At 25.6% G+C, this 21,613-nt stretch carries 19 protein-coding genes; all 19 read left to right on the top strand.

Going from position 1 to position 21,613, the window contains the following annotated elements; all coding sequences use genetic code 11:
* Positions 1 to 140: 140 nt before the first annotated feature.
* Positions 141 to 2,849 carry a PEP/pyruvate-binding domain-containing protein gene (locus BCB68_RS08950; protein WP_094080459.1) on the top strand — a complete coding sequence of 903 codons (2,709 nt, stop codon included), beginning with the start codon at positions 141 to 143 and terminating at the stop codon, positions 2,847 to 2,849.
* Positions 2,850 to 2,856: 7 nt separating this feature from the next.
* Positions 2,857 to 3,996 carry a DUF3419 family protein gene (locus tag BCB68_RS08955; RefSeq protein ID WP_094080460.1) on the top strand — a complete coding sequence of 380 codons (1,140 nt, stop codon included), beginning with the start codon at positions 2,857 to 2,859 and terminating at the stop codon, positions 3,994 to 3,996.
* Entirely contained in the window at positions 3,993 to 5,342 is a 1,350-nt protein-coding gene (locus BCB68_RS08960; protein WP_237048619.1) for a diacylglycerol/polyprenol kinase family protein, read from the top strand. Before BCB68_RS08955 ends, BCB68_RS08960 begins: the two co-directional genes overlap by 4 nt.
* A 37-nt stretch (positions 5,343 to 5,379) precedes the next feature.
* Positions 5,380 to 6,393: a GNAT family N-acetyltransferase gene (locus BCB68_RS08965; protein ID WP_094080461.1), complete on the top strand. Its 1,014-nt coding sequence runs from the start codon at positions 5,380 to 5,382 to the stop codon at positions 6,391 to 6,393.
* Positions 6,394 to 6,469: 76 nt separating this feature from the next.
* Complete coding sequence (locus BCB68_RS08970; RefSeq protein WP_237048620.1) at positions 6,470 to 8,041, top strand: AMP-binding protein; 1,572 nt, start codon at positions 6,470 to 6,472, stop codon at positions 8,039 to 8,041.
* 70 nt (positions 8,042 to 8,111) lie between these two features.
* Positions 8,112 to 9,116, top strand: a complete 1,005-nt coding sequence (locus BCB68_RS08975) for a UbiA family prenyltransferase (protein ID WP_094080463.1) — start codon at positions 8,112 to 8,114, stop codon at positions 9,114 to 9,116.
* 139 nt (positions 9,117 to 9,255) lie between these two features.
* Positions 9,256 to 10,110, top strand: coding sequence for a histidinol-phosphatase (locus tag BCB68_RS08980; protein WP_172826471.1), 855 nt, complete (start codon positions 9,256 to 9,258; stop codon positions 10,108 to 10,110).
* A gap of 129 nt (positions 10,111 to 10,239) precedes the next feature.
* Positions 10,240 to 10,998, top strand: coding sequence for an SDR family NAD(P)-dependent oxidoreductase (locus BCB68_RS08985; protein WP_094080464.1), 759 nt, complete (start codon positions 10,240 to 10,242; stop codon positions 10,996 to 10,998).
* 109 nt (positions 10,999 to 11,107) lie between these two features.
* On the top strand, positions 11,108 to 12,640 hold the full coding sequence (locus BCB68_RS08990) for an NAD(P)H-hydrate dehydratase (RefSeq protein WP_094080465.1): 1,533 nt from the start codon (positions 11,108 to 11,110) through the stop codon (positions 12,638 to 12,640).
* Between the two features lie 26 nt (positions 12,641 to 12,666).
* Positions 12,667 to 13,518, top strand: a complete 852-nt coding sequence (locus BCB68_RS08995) for a hypothetical protein (RefSeq protein WP_094080466.1) — start codon at positions 12,667 to 12,669, stop codon at positions 13,516 to 13,518.
* 110 nt (positions 13,519 to 13,628) lie between these two features.
* Complete coding sequence (locus tag BCB68_RS09000) at positions 13,629 to 14,654, top strand: bifunctional riboflavin kinase/FAD synthetase (RefSeq protein WP_094080467.1); 1,026 nt, start codon at positions 13,629 to 13,631, stop codon at positions 14,652 to 14,654.
* Positions 14,655 to 14,701: 47 nt separating this feature from the next.
* Complete coding sequence (locus tag BCB68_RS09005; RefSeq protein ID WP_172826472.1) at positions 14,702 to 15,412, top strand: segregation and condensation protein A; 711 nt, start codon at positions 14,702 to 14,704, stop codon at positions 15,410 to 15,412.
* 98 nt (positions 15,413 to 15,510) lie between these two features.
* Complete coding sequence (gene murJ, locus BCB68_RS09010) at positions 15,511 to 17,013, top strand: murein biosynthesis integral membrane protein MurJ (RefSeq protein ID WP_094080468.1); 1,503 nt, start codon at positions 15,511 to 15,513, stop codon at positions 17,011 to 17,013.
* Between the two features lie 4 nt (positions 17,014 to 17,017).
* A complete protein-coding gene (locus BCB68_RS09015) occupies positions 17,018 to 17,386 on the top strand; it encodes a PBECR3 domain-containing polyvalent protein (RefSeq protein ID WP_094080469.1) in 369 nt (122 codons plus the stop codon).
* A gap of 78 nt (positions 17,387 to 17,464) precedes the next feature.
* Entirely contained in the window at positions 17,465 to 17,845 is a 381-nt protein-coding gene (mscL, locus tag BCB68_RS09020) for a large-conductance mechanosensitive channel protein MscL (RefSeq protein WP_172826473.1), read from the top strand.
* Between the two features lie 54 nt (positions 17,846 to 17,899).
* Entirely contained in the window at positions 17,900 to 18,109 is a 210-nt protein-coding gene (locus BCB68_RS09025; RefSeq protein ID WP_094080471.1) for a DUF7336 domain-containing protein, read from the top strand.
* A 355-nt stretch (positions 18,110 to 18,464) separates the two neighbouring features.
* The gene (locus BCB68_RS09030) at positions 18,465 to 18,701 is read left to right on the top strand and encodes a hypothetical protein (RefSeq protein WP_094080472.1); all 237 of its coding nucleotides are present in this window, start codon (positions 18,465 to 18,467) and stop codon (positions 18,699 to 18,701) included.
* Between the two features lie 12 nt (positions 18,702 to 18,713).
* Positions 18,714 to 19,595 carry a hypothetical protein gene (locus BCB68_RS09035; RefSeq protein WP_094080473.1) on the top strand — a complete coding sequence of 294 codons (882 nt, stop codon included), beginning with the start codon at positions 18,714 to 18,716 and terminating at the stop codon, positions 19,593 to 19,595.
* Between the two features lie 216 nt (positions 19,596 to 19,811).
* Positions 19,812 to 21,608, top strand: coding sequence for a translation elongation factor 4 (gene lepA / locus BCB68_RS09040; protein ID WP_094080474.1), 1,797 nt, complete (start codon positions 19,812 to 19,814; stop codon positions 21,606 to 21,608).
* The last annotated feature ends 5 nt before the right edge of the window (positions 21,609 to 21,613 follow it).

Here is a 21,613-nt window from a genome sequence, read left to right on the forward strand (position 1 = left end):
CAAGTTTGTTATAAAATAAAAAACTGTATTTGAATTAATTTTCATTTACAGTTTTTTTATGCAAATTTTAGAATTAAAATAGTTTTTTTTAATTTTGTATGATATAATAATAATAAAATAAATTTAGAAAGGAAGTTAAGATGTCATATATTTATGATGTTTTTCAAAATTATAATAGTGAAAATTTGAAAATAGGGAAAAAGGCTGAAAATTTAGTGAAATTGACAAAGAATGGCTTTAATGTTCCATATTTTTTGGTTATAACGAATGAATATTTTAAAAAAGTAATTTTAAAAGAAATAAGAAAAAAAATTGATGTAGAAAATTGGAATGATATTTTTGAAAGTAATGAAACTCAAAATATAGAAATTATAAGGAATATTATAGAAAATCATACAATTCAAAATAATTTTATCGAAGAATTACAAAAATTTTTAAAAGATGATAAATATTACGCAGTTCGTTCATCATCAATTGAGGAAGATAGTGAGAATTTTTCATTTGCAGGTCAATTTGAAACATTTTTATACATAAAAAAAGAAGAAATGCTGAATAAAATAAAGAAAGTTTGGATTTCTTCATTTTCAAATCATGTAATGAAATATAGAAAAGAAGGTAATATTAATAATGAAATAAATGTTCCAGCAGTAATTATTCAGGAAATGGTAAATTCTGAAAAATCTGGCGTAGCTTTTAGTGCAAATCCAATTAATAATAATAAAAATGAAGTTGTGTTATCTTGTGTTTTCGGATTGGGGACCAGCATCGTTGACGGTGATGAAGATGGAGATTTGTATATTGTGAATAAAAACCTTGAGTTAGTGAGTAAAGAGATTAAAATAAAAACATTGAAGCAAAGTTTAGATTTTGAGAAAAAAAGTATAAAGAGAGAAAAAATTCATGAGGAAAAAGAAGTTTTGAATGAAAAGGAGATACGAGAACTTGTTCAAAATATTATAAATATTGAAAAAGTGTATGGTGTTCCACAAGATATAGAGTGGGCTTTTGAAAATAAAAAATTGTATATTTTACAAGCAAGACCGATTACAACTTTTGAGAACAGAACTGAAAAGAAAAAGAATAGTGAAAAACTAATTGAAGAAAATATTATTATTTGGGATAATAGCAATATTGTGGAAAGTTATCCCGAAATTACTTTACCCTTGACTTTTAGTTTTATAAAAAATGCGTATGCAGGAGTATATAAGCAATTTTCCAAAGTTGTCGGAATTTCAAAAAAGATAATGGATAGCTATGAGCCGATTTATGCAAATATGTTAGGAATTTTAAATGGAAGAGTTTATTATAACCTTATAAATTGGTATAAACTTTTACTTTTATTGCCTAATTCCAAAAGAAATAGCGGTTTTATGGAGCAGATGATGGGAGTAAAACAAAAGCTTTCTGGAATAAATTTAGAAGAAAATTTTTTGGAAGCAACTAAAAATATGAATTTTTTTGAAAAAAAAGTCATAGGATTAAAAAAGGCGAGAGCTGGATTCTCAATTTTTTTTAATATGTTTTCCATCGAGAAAAAAGCGAAGAGATTTTGTCAGATTATAGATCAAACATTGAGTTCAAAAGAATATAATCTATCTAGGATGGATATTACTGAATTACAAAAATACTATATTTTGCTTGAAAATAAATTTTTGAAAAATTGGAAAACACCTTTAATAAATGATTTTTTGGTCATGATATGGTTTGGTATTTCAAAAAAAATAATAAAAAAATTTATAAAAAATGATGCTGAAGAAATTCACAATATACTTATTGCACAAAAAGGTGAAAATATGATAAGTGTTGAACCATCTAAATACATGGAAAAATTAAGCGAAATCATTAAAAAAGATACTTCATTACAAGAAGAAATAAAAAATATTATAAAAAATAAAACTGATATTATTACAAGTAACTTGGAATTTAATAAATTGCTGAATGAATATTTGGAAAAATTTGGAGATAGAACAGTTCATGAATTAAAACTGGAATCTCTGACTTTGCGAGAAAATCCAATATATTTATTTAGAATGTTATATTCTCTTGCGTTAAAAAAAGAAAAAAATACACATGAAAAAAGAGATATTTCTTTGGAGCAAAAAAAAATTTATGAAAATCTTAAAATTGGGATAGTAAAAAAAATGATATTGAAAAAATCAATTTCAAATGCTAAAAAATTTATTAAAATAAGAGAAAATTTGAGATATGAAAGAACGAAAGCTTACGGAATTATAAGAAAAGTATTCAGGCAAATAGGAATTCATATGAAAGACAGCAATATTATTGAAAATGAGAGAGATATATTTTATTTAACTATAAACGAAATTTTTGGATTGATTGATGCGTCTGCTATTGATACGAATTTAAAAGAAATAGTAAAAATTAGAAAGAGAAAATATGAGCATTATAAAATAATCCCTGCACTTCCTGACAGATTTTTGACTAAAGGGTTTATTTCTGAAGAATTTTATTATGAGAATTTGATAACGGAAACAAATAAAAATAAAAATTTTAATGAACTAACGGGAACTGCTTGTAGCAAAGGAATTGTTAAAGGAATTGTTAAAGTGGTTTTAAATCCTATGGAAACTGAAGTTGAAGAAGGAGATATAGTGATAACAAAATCTACTGATCCAAGCTGGGTAATGGTATTTCCTTTATTAAAGGGACTTATTGTGGAAAAGGGAAGCTTACTTTCCCACAGTGCAATTATTTCAAGGGAAATGAATATACCCGCCATCGTTGGAGTTCAAAATGCAACAACTATTTTAAAAACAGGAGATTATGTAGAATTTGATGGTAGTACAGGAATTATAAAAAAAATTGATTCGAAATTGGAAAAGGAGTAATTTTTTTATGAAAAGTGAAGTTAAAGAGAATAAGGTTGATTTTTCAATAATAAGATATTCACAATGTTGGGAAGATACTGAAATATTATTGGAAGCGCTGGATATAAATGAAAATGATATTTGTCTTGGAATTGCTTCCGCTGGAGATAATATATTTTCAATGCTTTCCAAAAATCCTAAAAAAGTGATTGCGATTGATTTAAGTCTTCCACAATTATATCTTTTGGAATTAAAAAGAGAGATAATAAGAAAATTTGATTATCAAGAAATGATTTTGTTTTTTGGAGTTATATCAAAAGATAACAATAAAAATACAAAAAAAATTAGAAAAGAAATGTATGAAGAAATAAGAAAAAATCTTCAAGAAAAAACTAAAGAGTATTGGGACTATAATATTGAAATTATTGGAAGAGGAATTAATCATACAGGGAAATTAGAGAAGTTTTTTAGAATTTTTAATCATAAAATTCTGCCATTCATTCATAGTAAAAAAACAATAAATAAGTTTTTTGAAAAAAAGTCATTGGAAGAAAGAAAAAAATTTTATGATAAAAAATGGGAAAATTTTAGATGGAAATTAACTTTTAGAATATTTTTTTCAAATTTAGTTATTGGAAAACTTGGAAGAGATAAAGAGTTTTTTAAATATGTGGAAAAGGATATTGCAACAACAATGTTATCACAAATAAAATATGCTTCTACTGAATTGGATCCACACGAAAATCCGTACATAAATTATTTTTTAACTCAAAATTATCGTTTAGATTCATTACCATATTTTTTAACTGAAGAAAATTTTGGAAAAATAAAATCAAATTTGAATAAATTGGAAATAGTTTGTGATACACTTGAAGAATATTTAGAAAAAATTGATTTTAAAATAGATAAATTTAATTTGAGCGATATTTTTGAATATATGTCTGTTGAAAACTATGCGAAATTAATGGAAATAATTTATAAAAACTGTTCAGATAATGCCTTATTAGCATATTGGAATTTAGTTGTGAAGAGAAATTCTGAAATGGAGGAGTTGAAAAATCAATTTTCAAAGAGATTCAAGAGATTGAAAGAAATAGATCAAGAACTTCATAAAAGAGATAAAACATTTTTTTATACAGATTTTGTTATTGAAAGGGTGATAAAATGAAAATAATGCCTTATGAAATATTTCTAATTATGGCAATTATAGTAATGTTTCTCGTTTTCTTTTTTGTTTTAAACAAACTTGAGAAAGCAAAAAAATTTGATTCAGAATTAAATAGAAAGATTTTACATATAGGAACAGGAATTTGCGGAGTTTCACTTCCCTTTTTATTTAAAACTAAAATTTCTGTAATAATTTTAGTGCTATGTTTTTTTGCTATTATAGCAATAGTGAGAAATCTTAAAAACACAGGAGCAAAAGATGTCCTTGAAACAAAAAGCAGAAAAACATGGGGAGATGTTTATTTCGTATCAACTCTCGCTTTTTTGTGGATATTTTCTAGTGATGATAAAATAATGTATTGTTTACCAATTGTAATTTTAATGTTTTCGGATGCTTTTGCAGCGCTGATAGGTAAATTTTATGGAAAGTATAAATATGATACAGGTTTTGGAACAAAATCTTTAGAAGGGTCAATAATCTTTTTTCTATCAACATATATTTTATGCAGCAATTTTTTTCTTCTTTTTAGTGACATAAAAAATATGAATATTGTATTAATTTCGCTGCTTATTAGTACTTTAACGATGATTATAGAAGCAATTTCATGGAACGGCTTAGATAACTTTTTTATTCCGCTGTATGTCTACCTTTTTTTGAGATTAAACCTTCAGAAAGATACAGTTGATTTGGTAAATCGCTTAATTTTAATATTAGGATTGTTAACAATAGTTTACCTTAACAGAAAAAAAACTACACTGACAAATGTCGCTCAAGTTGGAAGTCTCTTTTTTATGTATGTCGTTACTGTATTAGGAGGATTTTCTTTTCTTTTACCACCTTTAATGTTATATGTAAGTTATTACCATTACACCCCAAAAGTTAAAAGACAGGAAAAAGATTCTTTAAAAGGTCTTCTCACTATTGGATTCCTGGCATTTTTTTGGATTATTGTTGGAATTCTCTTAGAGAGAAAATCAATTTTGAATATTTATATTTATATTTTTTCATTATATTTTGGAATTATAAATATAATAAGATACAATGCTTCACATTTGACGGAATTAACTGGAAATAAATTAAATAAAAAGCTTATTTTTATCAGTATAATAAAGGCATTGCTATTTTTTATAATAAATTATGCGATTTTATTAAAATCTATAGATTTAAAAATAATTTTAGAAAATATTGTATTTTTAATTGCAGGAATATTATTGTATACAATTTTTATTGATAAAATACCAAAAAATTTTTTTAAAAATAGTCATGGTGGAGAAAAAAAAGTATTTTTTACAACAATAATAGTTTTTATTTGCAGTCTATTACTCTTGATAATAGAATATATTTAGATCAATAAAGTAATTTTTATAAAAAGGAGTGATAATTTTGAAAATAGAAAGATATAATTTCTTAAAAAAGAATGAAATACTTAAAATTATCGAAAACAATGAATTTTTAGAATCAGAAAAAGAAAAAATATTGATGGAAAGACCTTCTGAAATTGTCAGATTCTATGATGAAAACAAAAATATTATTTCAAGTATGTACCTTTGGAATGATGTGCCAGATTATAAAAGCAAAAAAACCTTATATATTGGAAATATAAAAACTTTTCAATTACAAAAAAATTTGAATAAGATAGACATTCTTTTTAAAAAATTATTTGAAATTTTAAAAGGAGAAGGATTTCAGATAATAATAGGCCCTTTAAATGGCACTACTTGGAATAGATATAGATATGTTGTAGAAAAAGGAGATAGAGAACCTTTTTTTATGGAACCGTGGAATGAAGATGAAGAAGTAAAATTCATAGAATATATAGGATTTTCTCCATTTAAATATTATTTTTCTTCAATTATGGAAAATACTGAAAATAGAAAAACTTTGAAGGAAAAAATAGAGAAAATAAAAAAATTTCCATTTTATAAAAAAATTTCTATAAAAAATGCAGATACTAAAAACTTTGAAAAACTCTTTAGTAAAATATATGATATTTCCATAGAATCATTTAAAAATAATTTTTTATACACAAAACTCGAAAAAAATATTTTTATGAAAATGTATTCAAAATATAAAAAAAAATTTTTATCAAATTTTTTCAAACTTCTATATTTTGAAAAAAGATTAATTGGTTTTGCATTCGCCTTTCCTGATTATTTAGAGATAGAAAGAGCAGGTAAAACTGAAACTATAATTTTTAAAACAGGAGGAGTCATACCAGAATTTAATGGAAAAGGATTGGGATATATATTATTAGATGCGATAATTGATGAAGTTGAAAAGTCAAAATACAATAAACTTATTTTAGCTTTGACCTTTAAATCAAATGTTTCCAAAAATATGGCAGAACATGTAGCAAAGCCTTTTAGGAAATACGCATTATTTATAAAGGAATTATAAATAAAAATTAAGAAAGGAGCTGTATAGAAAAATTATATAAATCTATATAATTTTTATACAAAATAGACAAAATAGTATGAAGATAGATAATATGACAATTATTGACAAAATAAGGGAAGTTAAAAGTAAATTTCCCAATAAAACAGCAATAATTGACTTAAAAAATAACACAGAAGCAACTTTCTCACAAATTGACACTCAGTCGGAAGCTGTCTATAATTATTTAAAAAAAAATAATTTTTCTAAAGGAGATAAAGTTGTTCTTTTTGTTCCGATTAGCTTAAAATTTTATATAATTTTAATTGGAATATTAAAAATGGGAATGCAAGTTGTATTTATTGACCCTTATGCAAAAATAAACCATATAAATAAATGTTGTGAAATGATTTCTCCAAATGCGATAATAGGTTCAAAAAAAGTATTATTTTTAGGAAATTTTTTAAAAGAAATTAGAAAAATTCCAATTAAGATTGATTACAAAAATATTTTAAAAGATTCTAAATATCACGAAATTTCAGATGATTACGAAATCTCAAAAGATACACCAGCATTAATCAGTTTTACAAGCGGAAGTACAGGATTTCCCAAAATAATAATGAGAACACACGGATTTTTGCTAGGTCAGCACAATGTTCTGGATAAAAATATTCAGTTTTCAGAAAATACACAGGCGTATTCTTCATTTCCTATGTTTTTATTATCGCATATATGTACAGGAACTACCACTTTGATACCAGATATAAATTTTGGGAAGCCAATAAAAACTGATGTTAAAAGTGTTGTTAAACAGATAGAATCTAAAAATATTGAGAACATAATTTTACCGCCATCAATTTTAGAAAATATTGTAAGATTTTCTAAAAAGAATAATATTAAACTTGATTGCGTTCAAAGAGTTTTTACTGGAGGAGCACCTGTTTTTCCAAAGCTGATGTATAATTTATTAGAAATTTTTCCAAAAAGTAAAGTTCGTGCATTATACGGAGCCTCAGAAGTAGAACCAATCTCAATATTTAATTTTGAAACTATTACAAAAAAACAAATAGAGTCTATGAAAAATGGAGCTGGGCTATTTGTCGGAAAAAAAGTTGATCAAATTGATTTGAAAATAGAAAGATTAGAATTGGAAGAGAATTTAAAACTAAATGAAAAAAATTTAAAGAAATATTCCAAAAGTGATTTTGAAAAAATACAGCAAATATTGAAAAAATCAGCAGGAGAAATACTTGTCAAAGGAGAAAATGTCTTAAAAAACTATCTTAATGTGAAAAGTGATCCAAATAAAGAATGGCACGAAACAGGGGATATGGGATATATTAATGAAAATAATGAATTATTTCTTTTAGGCAGAGCAAAGGGAAGAGTGAAGATAAAAAATAGCATTTATTATCCACTTTCGATTGAAACAGCTTTTTCTTTTTGCAAAGAAGTAAAAAAATGTGCTTTAATATCTAAAAATGAAGAGCTGTATATGATTATAGAAAAAGAAGATGATTACACGAGAACTATCTTGGAAAATAAAGAAATAAAAAAATTGTGCGAAAAATTTAATATTTCTCAAGTGATTGAAAAGAAAATTCCTTTAGATAAAAGGCACAATAGTAAAATAGACTACAATAAATTAGAAAAGCTAATAGAAAAATTATAAATTTTTTAAGCTAAAAAATTATGAGTTTAATTTTAAAAATATCTATGAAAGGTAAAAACTGGTGAAAATTATGGATAAAAAACTACCAAGAAAATCCAAAAGTAAAATTAAAAATTTTAAAATATATCTAGATGAAAGATTTCCATTAGTGAAAAACGGAATTTTTATTTTAGTTTTTACATTATCAGCATTCTTTTTCAGTAGAGTTTCAAATAAAGATTTTAAAATGTTTATTTTCAGTAGCGCTGAAATTTTTAATAATGTAATTCTGCTTTTTATTATAATGTTTTGCTTTTTTTTTCAGTTAAGAATATTAGACGAATTTAAAGATTTTGAGGAAGATTCAAAATATCGTTCATATAGACCAGTTCCAAGAGGAATCATAAGTTTAGAAGAGCTAAAAAAGATAGGAATAGGGACGGTGATAATACAAGTATTACTGATTTTACTTATTGATGTGAGATTAATCTTTTTTGCGCTATTAATTTGGGGATATATGTTTTTGATGACAAAAGAATTTTTTGTAAAAGAATGGATTACAAAAAAAATTTTTCTATATGCGTTATCGCACATTGTTGTAATGCTCTTATTTGTATTATTCGTTATTTCTACTGAAAAATATTCTTTTTCTGTTCAAAGGCAAGCACATTCGTCAGCGATTTTTTCACTATTTTTCGTGAGCTATATAAATGGAATTATTTTAGAAATAGGGAGAAAAACTAGAAAATCATCAGAAGAAGAATATGGAGTCGAAACTTACAGTAAAATATTAGGAAGAGAGAGGGCGGTTCTAACATTAATAATTTTATTCGCAATAGAAATTATATTTATTTATTTAGGATTACATGAGAATTATTATGCGGGATTAAATAATGCTTTTGGAAAAAAATATTTTTTTACAGGAATAATTTTATTATTGTTAATATTTTGTGTATCAATTTTTCAATTAAGGAAATTTATAAAAGAAGATTTAACAGGAAAAATTGTAGAAAACATATCGGGAATATGGATTATGTTTTCATACCTTTGCATGGGATTCCTGCAATACATTATATTTTTTAATTTTTTGAAATAAAAGTAATTGTAAAACTTTGTAAAAGAACAATAAAAAATTTTTAAATAGAGAAATTTATTTTTATTTTGAACGACTACTTTTAGTATGATATAATAAAAATAAAATATAATAAAGTTTTGAAAGAAAGGATTTGATAGCGATGAAAAATCAAAAAAAAATATCATTTCCATCAAACTTGCACGGGCACACAACTTATTGTGATGGGAAGAATAGAGCTGAAGAATATATTTTGGCGGCGATTGAGAAAAATTTTGTGAGTGTTGGATTATCAGGACATTCTTATGTTTATTTTGATAAAGAGCCGAATATGTCTTTGGAAGGAACTCTTAAATATATTGAAGAACTGAAAATTTTGAAAGAGAAATATAAAGATAAAATTCAAGTTTATATTGGAATTGAAGCAGATTTTTATTCTGGATTTAATCCAAAACTGGATAAAAATTTAGGACTTGATTATAGAATAGGTTCAGTTCACTATGTAAAAGATAAAGTAAAAGATAAATATTACTGCGTTGATAATACTCCAGAAATTTTGGCTTATGCGATTGAAAATTATGACAATGGCGATGAAAAATCTTTAATTTGTGCTTATTATGACAATATAATCGAAATGATTCATACTCAAAAGCCAGATATTTTGGGGCATCTGGATTTGGTGAGAAAATTTAATGGTGACGGAAAATACTTTGATGAAAATTCAGAATGGTATAATAAAAAAGTTGACGAAGTGTTAGGTGAAATTTCAAAAACTGATGCAATTGTGGAAATAAATACGGGAGGAATTTCAAGAGGATGGACAAAAACTCCGTATCCAAGTGCTTTCATATTAAAGAAGATTTTATCAAAAAATATTCCGATTACGCTTTCTTCAGATGCACATTCTGTGGAAAATATTGATTATTATTTTAAAGAGAGCGTGGAACTTGTAAAAGAAATTGGATTTAAAAGTCTTAAGATTATGAAAAACGCGAAATTTGAAGATTTTGAAATTTAGATTTAGTTTCTAAATAAAAATTAGATATTTGAAAATAATTTTTATAAAAATCAATTGAATTTTTTTTACTATAAAATATACAAAAATTTTTATAAATAATAAAAAAATTTAATTTAGAAGGAGAAAAAAATGTCAAGAAATGTATTTATAACAGGAGCGTCAAGCGGAATTGGGAAGGCGATTGCTTATGCATTTGGGAAAAATGGCGATGATTTGATTTTGTGTGCGAGAAGAATTGGAAAGTTGGAAGAAATTAAAGCTGATATTGAAAGAAGATTTGGAGTAAATGTCTATATCTTTGAGTTAGATGTGACGAAATATGAAAAAGTTTCAAAAACGGTAAAAAATATTTTGAGAAAAGTTTCTAAAATAGATATTTTGATAAATAATGCGGGATTAGCTTTGGGACTTGAAAAATTTCAAGAGTATAGCATTATGGATATGGAAATAATGATAGATACTAATGTAAAAGGTCTTCTGTACGTGAGTCGTGAAATTATACCGAACATGGTTGAAAATAATGAAGGGCATATAATTAATATGGGGTCGACAGCTGGAATTTATGCTTATGCAGGAGCAGCAGTTTATTGTGCAACAAAAGCGGCGGTAAAATTTTTAAGCGATGGAATTAGAATTGATACAATTGACAAAAATATTAAAGTTAGTACATTGCAGCCAGGAATTGTGGAAACTGATTTTAGTGAAGTTAGATTTCATGGGGATAAGGAACGGGCAAAAGATGTTTATTCAGGAATTGAAGCATTAAAACCTGAAGATATTGCAAATATGGCATTATATGTCGCAAATCAGCCAAAACATGTTCAAATTTCAGATGTGACAATAATGGCAACACAACAAGCTACGGGATTTATGGTTCATAAAAAATAATTTTTGAATATGATTTTTATATTTAAAAGAAATTGTATAAAAAATTTTTTTTAATTAAAAACTAAAAAAAAGAAAAAAAATAAAGAAAAGAAAGGAACAAAATATTAAAATGTTAATTGGAAATAATGAAACAACTAAATTAATCGATTGTTACGCAATAGATAATTTAAAAATTCCAAGTATTGTTTTAATGGAAAATGCGGCAATTGATTTTGTCAATGAAATTGATGAAAAACTTGATAACTTTTTGATTGTCTGTGGAAAAGGAAATAACGGTGGCGATGGATATGCGATTGCACGGCAGCTTTGGTCAAAAGGTAAAAAAGTGAAAATATTTGGAATTTCTTTTGAAAATTTAAGTTGCGACTGCAAAATTAATTATGATATTTGTAAAAATATTGAAATTGAGATGTCAGACAATATAGAAAAATTAAAAACTTGGATTTTACAAAGTGAGTGCATTATCGAAGGGATTTTTGGAACAGGGCTTAATTCAGAAGTTAAAGGAGTTTACAAAAAAATTATAGAAATTGTAAATGAGCATTCAAATCAAAAAGAAGTTTATTCCATCGACATTCCTTCAGGCATAAGCGGAAATGACGGCGAGATTATGGGGACTTGCATAAAAGCAGATAAAACAATTTCATTTGTAACTTATAAAAAGGCTTTTTTGAACACAAAAAATTCAAAATATTTTGGAAAAATTGTAATAAAAAATATTGGATTAAATCAAAACTTTTTTAAAAATCTTGTAAATGAATATTACTTGACAAAATCAGATATAAAAAATTTGCATAAAGTTCGAAATGTAAATTCTCATAAGGGGGATTTCGGAAAAGTATTAATTTATGCAGGAAGCAAAGAATTTTCTGGTGCAAGTGTCCTAGCTTCAAATTCTTGCGTTCGAGCGGGAGCTGGGCTTGTGACTCTTTTGACATCGGAAAATATTTTAAAAAATAATATTTTATCTGAAGTTATGCTTTTAAATATAAATAATTCAAGAACAATTCCTAAAAGTGATTTTAAAAATGAATTACAAAAAATAGAAAATAATATTTTAAATTCAGATGTGATTGCAATAGGCCCTGGAATTGGCAAAAATGAAAAGTCATTAACAATTTTAGAAAAGTTATTAAATTATGAAAAAAATAATAAAAATAAAACGATAAATTTGGTGCTGGATGCGGATGCGCTAAATTTAATTTCAGAAAATCCTAAATTATTTAAAAAAATAGAAAATCGTGCGATTCTAACTCCACATATTGTAGAATTTTCAAGACTTTCAAGATTATTGCCAGAAGACATTCTTTTAGATAAATTTACAAAAGCAAAAGAATTTGCAAAAAAATATAAAGTAATTTTACTTCTAAAAGGAAAAAATACGATAATCACCGATGGAAACAAACTTTTTGTAAATAGCACAGGAAATTCGCACATGGCAAATGGCGGAATGGGAGATTGTCTTACTGGAATTATAACTTCACTTGTCGCACAAAATTATAATTTAATTGAAAGTGCTTGTATTGGAGCTTTTTTGCACGGATATATTGGAGATGAGCTTACAAAAAAACAATATATTGTAAATGCAAGTCATGTTACTGAAAATATTTCCAAATATATGAAAGAAATTTTTGAAATGTGATTTTATATTTGGGGGAGAAAAATTTGATGATTAAAAATGATATTTACAATATTATTGATTTTGAGAATAGTAGAAAACGAGAATGTGAGAGTGATTATTTTAATTCTAAATTTTTTAAAATGTTTCCAACTAAATATGAAAAACTATTGCGAGAATATGAAGTTATTTTGTTTAAAGACAATGTAAAAATTTCATTTTTGAGTATGGATTTTTCTGATGATTTTCTTTATGATGGAGAATACAGTTTTGTTGAAAGAATTTTTTTAACTTTGTTTGGAATTATTCGTTTAAAAGATTCAGAGAAAAGTTTTGATAATTTTATTGATTTTGAAAAAATAAAAAAATTTAAAGAGATATTTGATAAAATGTATAGAGAAATATTTAATGAAAAAATTGATAAAGGGGATAAAAAAGTTATAGATTTTATGAATAGATTAAAACTAGAGATTTCTCAAATTTTAAAAACTTTTTCTTTGAAAGAAGTTGAAGAATATCGTGAAATTATTAAAGAGTATGCTGGGACAACTTGGAAAAAAATGAAAAAGTTAAAAAAGAAATCTGAAAATTTATTTCACAAAAAAATTTTATTATATAAACTTATTAGTTTGGAAAATTTATTGAATGTTCAATATGAAAGACATTTTTTACAAAATTATGTTTGTTTTTGGAATGATTTATATTTGGATAATGATTATGATGATAACGGCTCTTTTTCAAATTTATTTTTTCTTAATAAAATTGATAAAGGTATCTATTTTGCAGATGATATTGTACTTTTTTCATTTGAATTGACAAAAGTTGCAAATAGTTTTGATGAATTTATGGATAATATTGAAAATTTTAATTTGGCTAATTATAGCCGATTTTTTAAAAAATAAAAACAATGCTTGAAAAGTAATTTAAAATAATGTAAAATTATAAAGTCCAATGAATATTTATATAAAAAAGTTATTGGCTTAATTTTATTGCAGAAAGTTGAAAATAAAAAATGAGTATAAAAATAATTACTGAAAATCGGGACAACGTAATTGGATTTTTAGAATTTAAGAAAAGTGAAAATATTAGTTGTTTTAGTTTAAAAGATAATTTGAATGAATTAAAAAAAACTGGAGCAGTTGTAATTTTGGGAAACTTTGACGGAGTTCACAAGGCTCATAGGAAAATTTTGCAAAAAGGTGTAAAAAAAGCACAAGAAAATGGTTACAAAACGGTGGTTTACACTTTCAACGAATATCCAGATAAAAGGCATACGAGAATAACAAATCAATCTGAAAAGGCTTTTATTATGGATAAAGAAAAAATTGACTACTTATATTTTGAGGAATTTGAAAAAGTTAGAAATTTTTCACCAGAAAATTTTGTGAAAAAGATTTTGATTGAAAAATTGAATGCAAAAAAAGTTCTTTGTGGCTTCAATTTTACTTTTGGAAAAGGTAAATCTGGAAATCCAAAGATTTTAAAAGAGATTTTGGAAAAAAACAGAATTGAGCTTGAAGTTCAAGAAGCGGTTTTTGATGATAATTTGGAAGTCATAAGTAGCACGAATATACGAAAGCATATAAAAGAAACAAATTTGGAGAAAGTGAAAAAATTGCTTGGACACAATCTTATAATTTTGGGAAAAGTCATTCATGGAAAGCAGCTTGGTCGGACGATTGGATTTCCCACGGCAAATTTAAAATTTGAAAACAGAGTTTATCCAAGTTTTGGGGTTTATGGAGTAAAAATTTATTTTTATGAAAAGGGTATTTGTAAAACTTATACTGGGGTTATGAATATTGGGAGAAATCCTACTGTTGACAAAGATAATTTGAGCGTTGAAACGCATATTTTTGATTTTGACAAAGATATTTATGGAAAATATATTTTGATTGAAATTTTTAAAAATATTAGAAAAGAAATAAAATTTAATTCAATTGATGAATTAAAAAATCAAATTGATAAAGATAGCAAATATTGGAAAAATGAAGTTAAAAAAATAAAAGAACAGGATAGAGAAAATAAAATAAGATGAAGATAAGAAATAAAATGAAGAAATAAATAAAGGGAAATGAAAAATTTATGATAAAAAATACAATTAATGTAAAAATCGACAATTTTGAAGGGCCTTTAGATCTTCTCATTCACTTGATTGAAAAAAAGAAAATGGATATTCACAAAATTAATATTTCTCAAATAATTGATGATTACTTAGAATATATTCACAGCCAAAAGGAAAAAAATTTGCGAATAAAAGTGGAATTTCTTGCGATGGCTACAGATTTAGTGGAAATAAAGGCTTATTCGGTTTTGAATGAAAATAAAAAAACTGAAAAAGCTGAAAATTTGGAAAAAAAGATTTTGGAATATAAATTATTTAAAGAAATTGCACAGTTATTTGCAGAAAAGGAAAATGAATATAATATTAGTCATCTAAGAATGGGAAATCAAAATTTTGGAGATAAAATTGTGGAATATGATATTTCCAGTTTAACTTTAGAAAATTTGATTGCGAGTTTTCAAAATATTTTAAATCCCAAGGATATGAAAAAATATGTGCAGGAAAATATGAAATTAAATTTGGAAGAAGAATATACGGCAGAAGAGGCACATCTTGAAATTACAGAAAATATAAAAAATAAAAGAAAAGTGACGTTTAGCCACTTACTAAAAAATAAATTTTCTAAAATACGGATTGTGACGATGTTTCTATGTATTTTAGATATGTTTAAAAATGGCGAAATTGATATAATTATCGATCAAAATAGTTTTTTTGTAACAAAAATTATGTAAAAATTTTTATAAATTATAAATAAAATAAAAATAAACAAATAAAAGGATTATGCGTTATCCATAAAAATGCAAATTTATATTTTATTAAAGGAAATTAAATGTTTAAATCTAGTTTTATAGTAATGATAATAAATATGTTAAGCCGAATTTTAGGACTTATAAGAGAAATGATTATCGGAAGCGTTTTTGGAGCGACTGGAATGACGGATGCCTATGTCAGTGCCACCAAAATTCCAAACTTTTTTACGACATTATTTGGAGAAGGTTCGCTTGGAACAGTATTTATTCCAATTTATAACCGTGGAATAGAAGAAGAGGGAAAAGAGAGAACAGATGACTTTGTATTTTCGCTTTTGAATTTAATAGTTGCATTTACATCGACACTTTCTGTAATTATGATATTCTTTTCCAAACAAATTTTAAAGGTGACAACAGGTTTTAACGATCCAAAAAGATTTGATGCAGCAAATAACTTATTAAAAATCGTAGCTTTTTACTTTTTATTTATCGCACTATCTGGAGTTGTGTCGTCATTACTAAATAATTACAAAAAATTCGCAGTTTCAGCATCAATGGGAATCGTATTTAACTTGACAATCATAATTGGAACTTTGCTATTAAAAAATAAAATGGGGATTTACGGGCTTGGTGTGGCTTATTTACTTTCTGGAGTTTTTCAATTAGTGATAATGCTTCCGCAATTTTTTCAAATTATGAAAAAATATAAATTTATTTTAAACTTAAAAGATGAATATGTGAAAGAAATGTTTGTTTTAATGGTTCCAACATTAGTCGGAATTTTTGGCTATCAAATAAATGAAATTGTTGACAACAGATTTGCAACTTCACTTCCAGCAGGAACAGCAAGTGCATTAAACTATGCAAGTAGATTATATTTGCTTCCGATAGGAGTTTTTGCAATTTCGCTAGCCGTTGTGATTTTCCCAACATTGTCAAAAGCTGTTGTAAAAAATGACAGCAGAACAGTAAAGCGAGTTGTTCATCAAGGATTATATATGCTTTCTTTCCTAATTGTTCCATCAAGTGTGATTTTATTTGGATATGCAAAAGAGATAGTGAGATTAGTTTATGAAAGAGGAAAATTTAATGCAGCCGCTGTAAAAGTTACTTCAGAAACACTACAATTTTATGCTTTAGGACTTCTATTTTTCTCAACAATACATCTTCTTACAAGAAGCCATTATGTCTATAAAGATAGAAAAACACCTGTTATTTCATCGTTTACTGCAATATTTACAAATATAGTTTTAGATGCACTTTTATATAAGCAGTATAGACATGTAGGCTTAACTTTTGCAACTTCATTTTCTGCAATGGTGAATTTTATAATTTTGTATATTTCGCTAAACAAAAAATATGTAAAATTAAGAAACCTAAAATATATTGCAATTTTAGGAGTGACGTTTGCAAGTTCGATGATTTCATATTGGGCTTCAAGCATGATAAAATTTCAAAATAAATATGGAATTGTTGTTAATTTAATAATATTTGCAATAATATATTTAATTATTTGGTTTGTTTTAATATACACTTTTAGAAGAGATTTGATAAGAAAAGTTTTAAGAAATAGAAAATGGTAAAATTATGATAAAAGAAAAATTGAGATATACGAAAACAGGAAAAAGAATAGAAACTTACGAATTTGACGCAAAACTACATCAAAAAGTCGTGATGGACAAGTCTCAATTTGAAAATCATATTTTGGTAAAACATCCTGAAATGACGATTGAGATAATAAAAGAAGTGCTTAAAAATCCTGATGTTGTGACAAAGCAGTCAAAATCCAAAAAAGAACATTTTTATCAAAAAAAAATAAATAATCTTAATTATTTTGTCGTAATTTCCCAAAATCCAAGTATAAGAAAATTGCGATTTGTTGTAACGGCTTTCATGACGAAAGATGCAAATTTCTTAAAAGAAAAGAATAAATATGTAAGATATAAAATTAAATAAAATATTGCATTTCTCGAAAAAATTAGTTATAATAAAATGTTATTAAATAATAAATACAAGAAAGAGAGGAAATTCATTTTGTTTAAAGAATTTAAAGAATTCATTTCAAAAGGGAATGTACTAGATTTAGCAGTTGGTGTCATTGTTGGAGGAGCTTTTGGAAAAATTGTAACATCACTAGTAGATGACATAATTATGCCAATTATTGGACTTATAATAGGAGGAATTGATTTTTCAGGATTAAGTCTTAAAATAGGAGAGGCAACTGTAAAATATGGAATGTTCATTCAAAATATTGTAAACTTTTTAATCATCACATTTTCTATATTTTTAGTGGTAAAAGCGGTAAATAAAATGAGAAGAATTAAGCCAGAAAAAGAAGAAGCGCCAGTTGAACCCAAAAAATCTAACGAAGAAATTTTGTTAACTGAAATAAGGGATTTATTGAAAAATAAATAAAAATGAAAGAATTATCAACACAAGAATACAATGAATTGTATAAGAGGTAAATATATGAATATATGGGTTTTATCACATCAATATGATTATGGAAATTTGTGTGATAAATACAAATGGAATGAGGAAGGTAGAATATTAGGAGTTTATTATACAAGAGAAGTAGCTTTAAGATCATTAACTGAATATCAAAAAATAAAAGGATTTTCTTCACATATTTCTAATTTTTATATAGAAGAATACATTTTGGATGAAATAAAAAACTAAATAATAATTTTCTCTAGGTTCTAAGTTCTAAATAATTAATACAAAAAATTTTGATGTCAAAATATTTAAAAAAACTGGAGAAGTTTGGATACTTGATAGTAAACAGATTGCAAAATCAGGAAATATGAGAGTTTCAAATAAAGGTGTAGATGGAACGAGACAGATGTCTCCTGACTGGGTAAAAATGTATCAAGTAAACTAGACAAAAATAATCCAGTAAAAAAAGCAGTTGATGAAGCAATAGATAATGGGAAAATAAATACTGGTTTAGTTGGTGTGGATAAAAAAACAGGAGAGTTAATTTTTATTCCAACAAGAATTACTAATATAAAAAAATAATTAAGAAAGGGAAATAATGAAAAAATATTTTGTTTTATTTATAGTATTTTGGGGAATAGTTTTTTGTAGCAAGGAAAATAATGAATATTATTTATTAAAGAAAAAATATTTAAAAGGAGATAATCTATCATTAGATAATTTTTATAATAATTATAAAAAAGATGAGTTTAATCAAATGAGAACTGATTTAACAAAATTTTTTAAAGAAAGAAAAGATGAAGAAGCAAGAACTTATATTTTAAAAAATATATAAATGGGGGCAATTATGTACTATTTTGCAAATTTTTATGAATGTGAAGATAAAGATTGTTCATCTAGATTATTAAAAAATTATCAATCATTATATAATTTTACAAAAGATATAGAAAGTTACTCTACGATTTTATCTTTCAAAAAAATTTTAGGAAAAAACAAATATAATGAATTAGAGAATTTTTTTATAAAAAATAATTCTTTATATGCAATCAATAAAAGAAAAATTGATAGCAATTACATAGAGAATGAATTTAAAAATCCTAAAATAATAGTCAATAAGAAAAAATATACAGTTTTACAACAAAAAAAGATAAATAATAGGTATATTTATATATTAAGTAATCTTTCAGATGAAAATGTAAAATCATATTTATATTATAAAGGAAATAAAAATTATTTGATTGAACTTGAAACACATACAGTTGGTTATCCATATAGTATTTCTTTTTTAGATATTAATAATGATAATCAAAAAGAAATTATTATTGAAAATTTAAATGAAGTATCAAATTTTAATAATCTATTTATTTTTAAAATTAATGAAAATGAGATAAAAAAAGTATTTGATGCACAACAAAATATAAAATTAAAAAATTATTTTAATTATAATAACATGTTAACAAAACTGGATGTTAAAATAAATGATGATTTTAATTTAAAAAAACATATAAAATATGAACTTCCTAATATAATAGAAACCAAGATAATAGATTCAGATTTTCCTGAAATAATTTTTGGAATTATAAAAAATAAGATTATTTTTAGAATAAAAGGTTTCCAAAATTTTGAAATTATTTTCGATAAAAATTTTGATTACAAATTAAAAGCGACAAGTAAATTTTCAGTTAATTATGGGATTGAAGATGGAATAATTGTAAATAATTTTTTATAAATTTAAAAATTATAATTCTTTAATTTTTTGAAGAATTTTAAAATAATCGTTGTTGTAAAAAACAACGGTTATTTTGTTCTTACATTAGTGAATTTTTGCAAAAGACGAATTGCAGATTTATAAATACACAGTTGTTTTTGAAAAGTAAGTATGATAAAATAATACGAAGAAGATAAAAAATACATTAGATAAAAGATTTAATTAATTGGAGGGAAAATGTTAAATCAAAAAAACAAAAGAAATTTTTCTATAATCGCACATATTGATCACGGTAAATCAACAATTGCTGACAGATTATTAGAATTTACTGGAACGGTAACAAAAAGAGAAATGGTTGACCAAGTGTTAGATAGCATGGATTTAGAGCGTGAAAAAGGTATAACGATAAAGGCCCAAGCTGTTACACTTAATTATAAAGCTAAAAATGGTGAAATTTATGAATTAAATTTAATCGATACTCCTGGACATGTGGATTTTATTTACGAAGTTTCCCGTTCGCTTGCAGCTTGTGATGGAGCGCTTTTAGTAGTCGATGCGGCTCAAGGGATAGAAGCACAGACTTTGGCAAATGTCTACTTAGCTTTAGAAAACGACTTGGAAATTCTTCCTGTAATCAATAAAATTGATTTGCCGTCAGCTGATCCTGACAAAGTAAAAATAGAAATTGAAGATGTTATAGGACTTCCAGCTGATGAAGCAGTTCTTGTTTCTGGAAAAACGGGAATCGGAATTGAAGATTTGTTAGAAGCAATAATTAAATATATTCCTGCGCCAAAAAGTGACGTAAATAAACCTTTAAAAGCGTTGATATTTGATTCTCACTATGATGATTTTAGGGGAGTTATTACATATATTAGAATTGTTGACGGAAAAATTTCTAAAGGAGATAGAATTAAAATTATGTCAACTGATAAAGAGTTTGATGTCCTTGAAGTTGGAATTTTTTCACCAAAGATGAAAGAAACGAAAGAATTGACAGTCGGTTCAGTTGGATATATCATCACAGGAATAAAATCAATTAAAGATACACAAGTAGGAGATACGATTACTCACATTGATAATCCTACAGATTCGGCCCTGGAAGGATATAGACCAGCATTAAGTATGGTTTTTGCTGGAATTTATCCGGTTTCTACTGATGACTATGAAGACTTGAGAGAAGCTCTTGAAAAATTACAGTTAAATGACGCTTCATTGTCTTATGCTCCTGAAACTTCTCTTGCGTTAGGATTTGGTTTCAGATGTGGATTTTTAGGTCTGCTTCATATGGAAATCGTTGTAGAAAGACTTCGTCGAGAATTTAACATCGACTTAATTTCCACAGCTCCGTCAGTTAAATATCATGTGACATTGGAACAACAGCAAATGCAAGTTATAGATAATCCCGCTGAATTTCCTGAAGGGAAAAAATATATTGAAGAGCCTTATGTAAAAGGTACAATTATTGTTCCAAAAGATTATGTTGGAAATGTGATGGAACTTTGTCAGGAAAAAAGAGGAACATTTATCAATATGAATTATCTTGATGAAACAAGAACTATGATTAGTTACGATTTACCACTTGCAGAAATTGTAATTGATTTTTACGACAAGTTAAAATCTCGAACAAAAGGTTATGCTTCTTTTGAATATGAAATGATTGGCTACAAAGAATCAGATTTAGTAAAAGTTGATATTTTAGTCAGCGGAAATCCTGTGGATGCTTTTTCATTTATCGCACATAAGGATAATGCTTACTATAGAGGACGTGCGATAGTTGAAAAATTAAAAGATGTAATTCCAAGACAGCAATTTGAAATACCACTTCAAGCAGCACTTGGAACAAAAATAATCGCAAGAGAAACAATAAAGGCGCTTCGTAAAAATGTCCTTGCAAAATGTTACGGTGGAGATATTACCCGTAAGAAAAAATTATTAGAAAAACAAAAAGAAGGAAAAAAACGGATGAAAGCGATTGGAAATGTTGAAATTCCACAAGAAGCATTTTTATCAGTTTTAAAATTAAATGACTAATTTTT

It is taken from the genome of Leptotrichia sp. oral taxon 498, assembly GCF_002240055.1.
GTDB lineage: Bacteria > Fusobacteriota > Fusobacteriia > Fusobacteriales > Leptotrichiaceae > Leptotrichia > Leptotrichia rugosa.

Bases quoted from the DNA above. Each gene is read 5' to 3' on its own strand.
- BCB68_RS08950 (WP_094080459.1), top strand. From the start codon at position 141: ATGTCATATATTTATGATGTTTTTCAAAATTATAATAGTGAAAATTTG.
- BCB68_RS08955 (WP_094080460.1), top strand. From the start codon at position 2,857: ATGAAAAGTGAAGTTAAAGAGAATAAGGTTGATTTTTCAATAATAAGA.
- BCB68_RS08960 (WP_237048619.1), top strand. From the start codon at position 3,993: ATGAAAATAATGCCTTATGAAATATTTCTAATTATGGCAATTATAGTA.
- BCB68_RS08970 (WP_237048620.1), top strand. From the start codon at position 6,470: ATGAAGATAGATAATATGACAATTATTGACAAAATAAGGGAAGTTAAA.
- BCB68_RS08975 (WP_094080463.1), top strand. From the start codon at position 8,112: ATGGATAAAAAACTACCAAGAAAATCCAAAAGTAAAATTAAAAATTTT.
- BCB68_RS08980 (WP_172826471.1), top strand. From the start codon at position 9,256: ATGAAAAATCAAAAAAAAATATCATTTCCATCAAACTTGCACGGGCAC.
- BCB68_RS08985 (WP_094080464.1), top strand. From the start codon at position 10,240: ATGTCAAGAAATGTATTTATAACAGGAGCGTCAAGCGGAATTGGGAAG.
- BCB68_RS08990 (WP_094080465.1), top strand. From the start codon at position 11,108: ATGTTAATTGGAAATAATGAAACAACTAAATTAATCGATTGTTACGCA.
- BCB68_RS08995 (WP_094080466.1), top strand. From the start codon at position 12,667: ATGATTAAAAATGATATTTACAATATTATTGATTTTGAGAATAGTAGA.
- BCB68_RS09000 (WP_094080467.1), top strand. From the start codon at position 13,629: ATGAGTATAAAAATAATTACTGAAAATCGGGACAACGTAATTGGATTT.
- BCB68_RS09005 (WP_172826472.1), top strand. From the start codon at position 14,702: ATGATAAAAAATACAATTAATGTAAAAATCGACAATTTTGAAGGGCCT.
- murJ (WP_094080468.1), top strand. From the start codon at position 15,511: ATGTTTAAATCTAGTTTTATAGTAATGATAATAAATATGTTAAGCCGA.
- BCB68_RS09015 (WP_094080469.1), top strand. From the start codon at position 17,018: ATGATAAAAGAAAAATTGAGATATACGAAAACAGGAAAAAGAATAGAA.
- BCB68_RS09025 (WP_094080471.1), top strand. From the start codon at position 17,900: ATGAATATATGGGTTTTATCACATCAATATGATTATGGAAATTTGTGT.
- BCB68_RS09030 (WP_094080472.1), top strand. From the start codon at position 18,465: ATGAAAAAATATTTTGTTTTATTTATAGTATTTTGGGGAATAGTTTTT.
- BCB68_RS09035 (WP_094080473.1), top strand. From the start codon at position 18,714: ATGTACTATTTTGCAAATTTTTATGAATGTGAAGATAAAGATTGTTCA.
- lepA (WP_094080474.1), top strand. From the start codon at position 19,812: ATGTTAAATCAAAAAAACAAAAGAAATTTTTCTATAATCGCACATATT.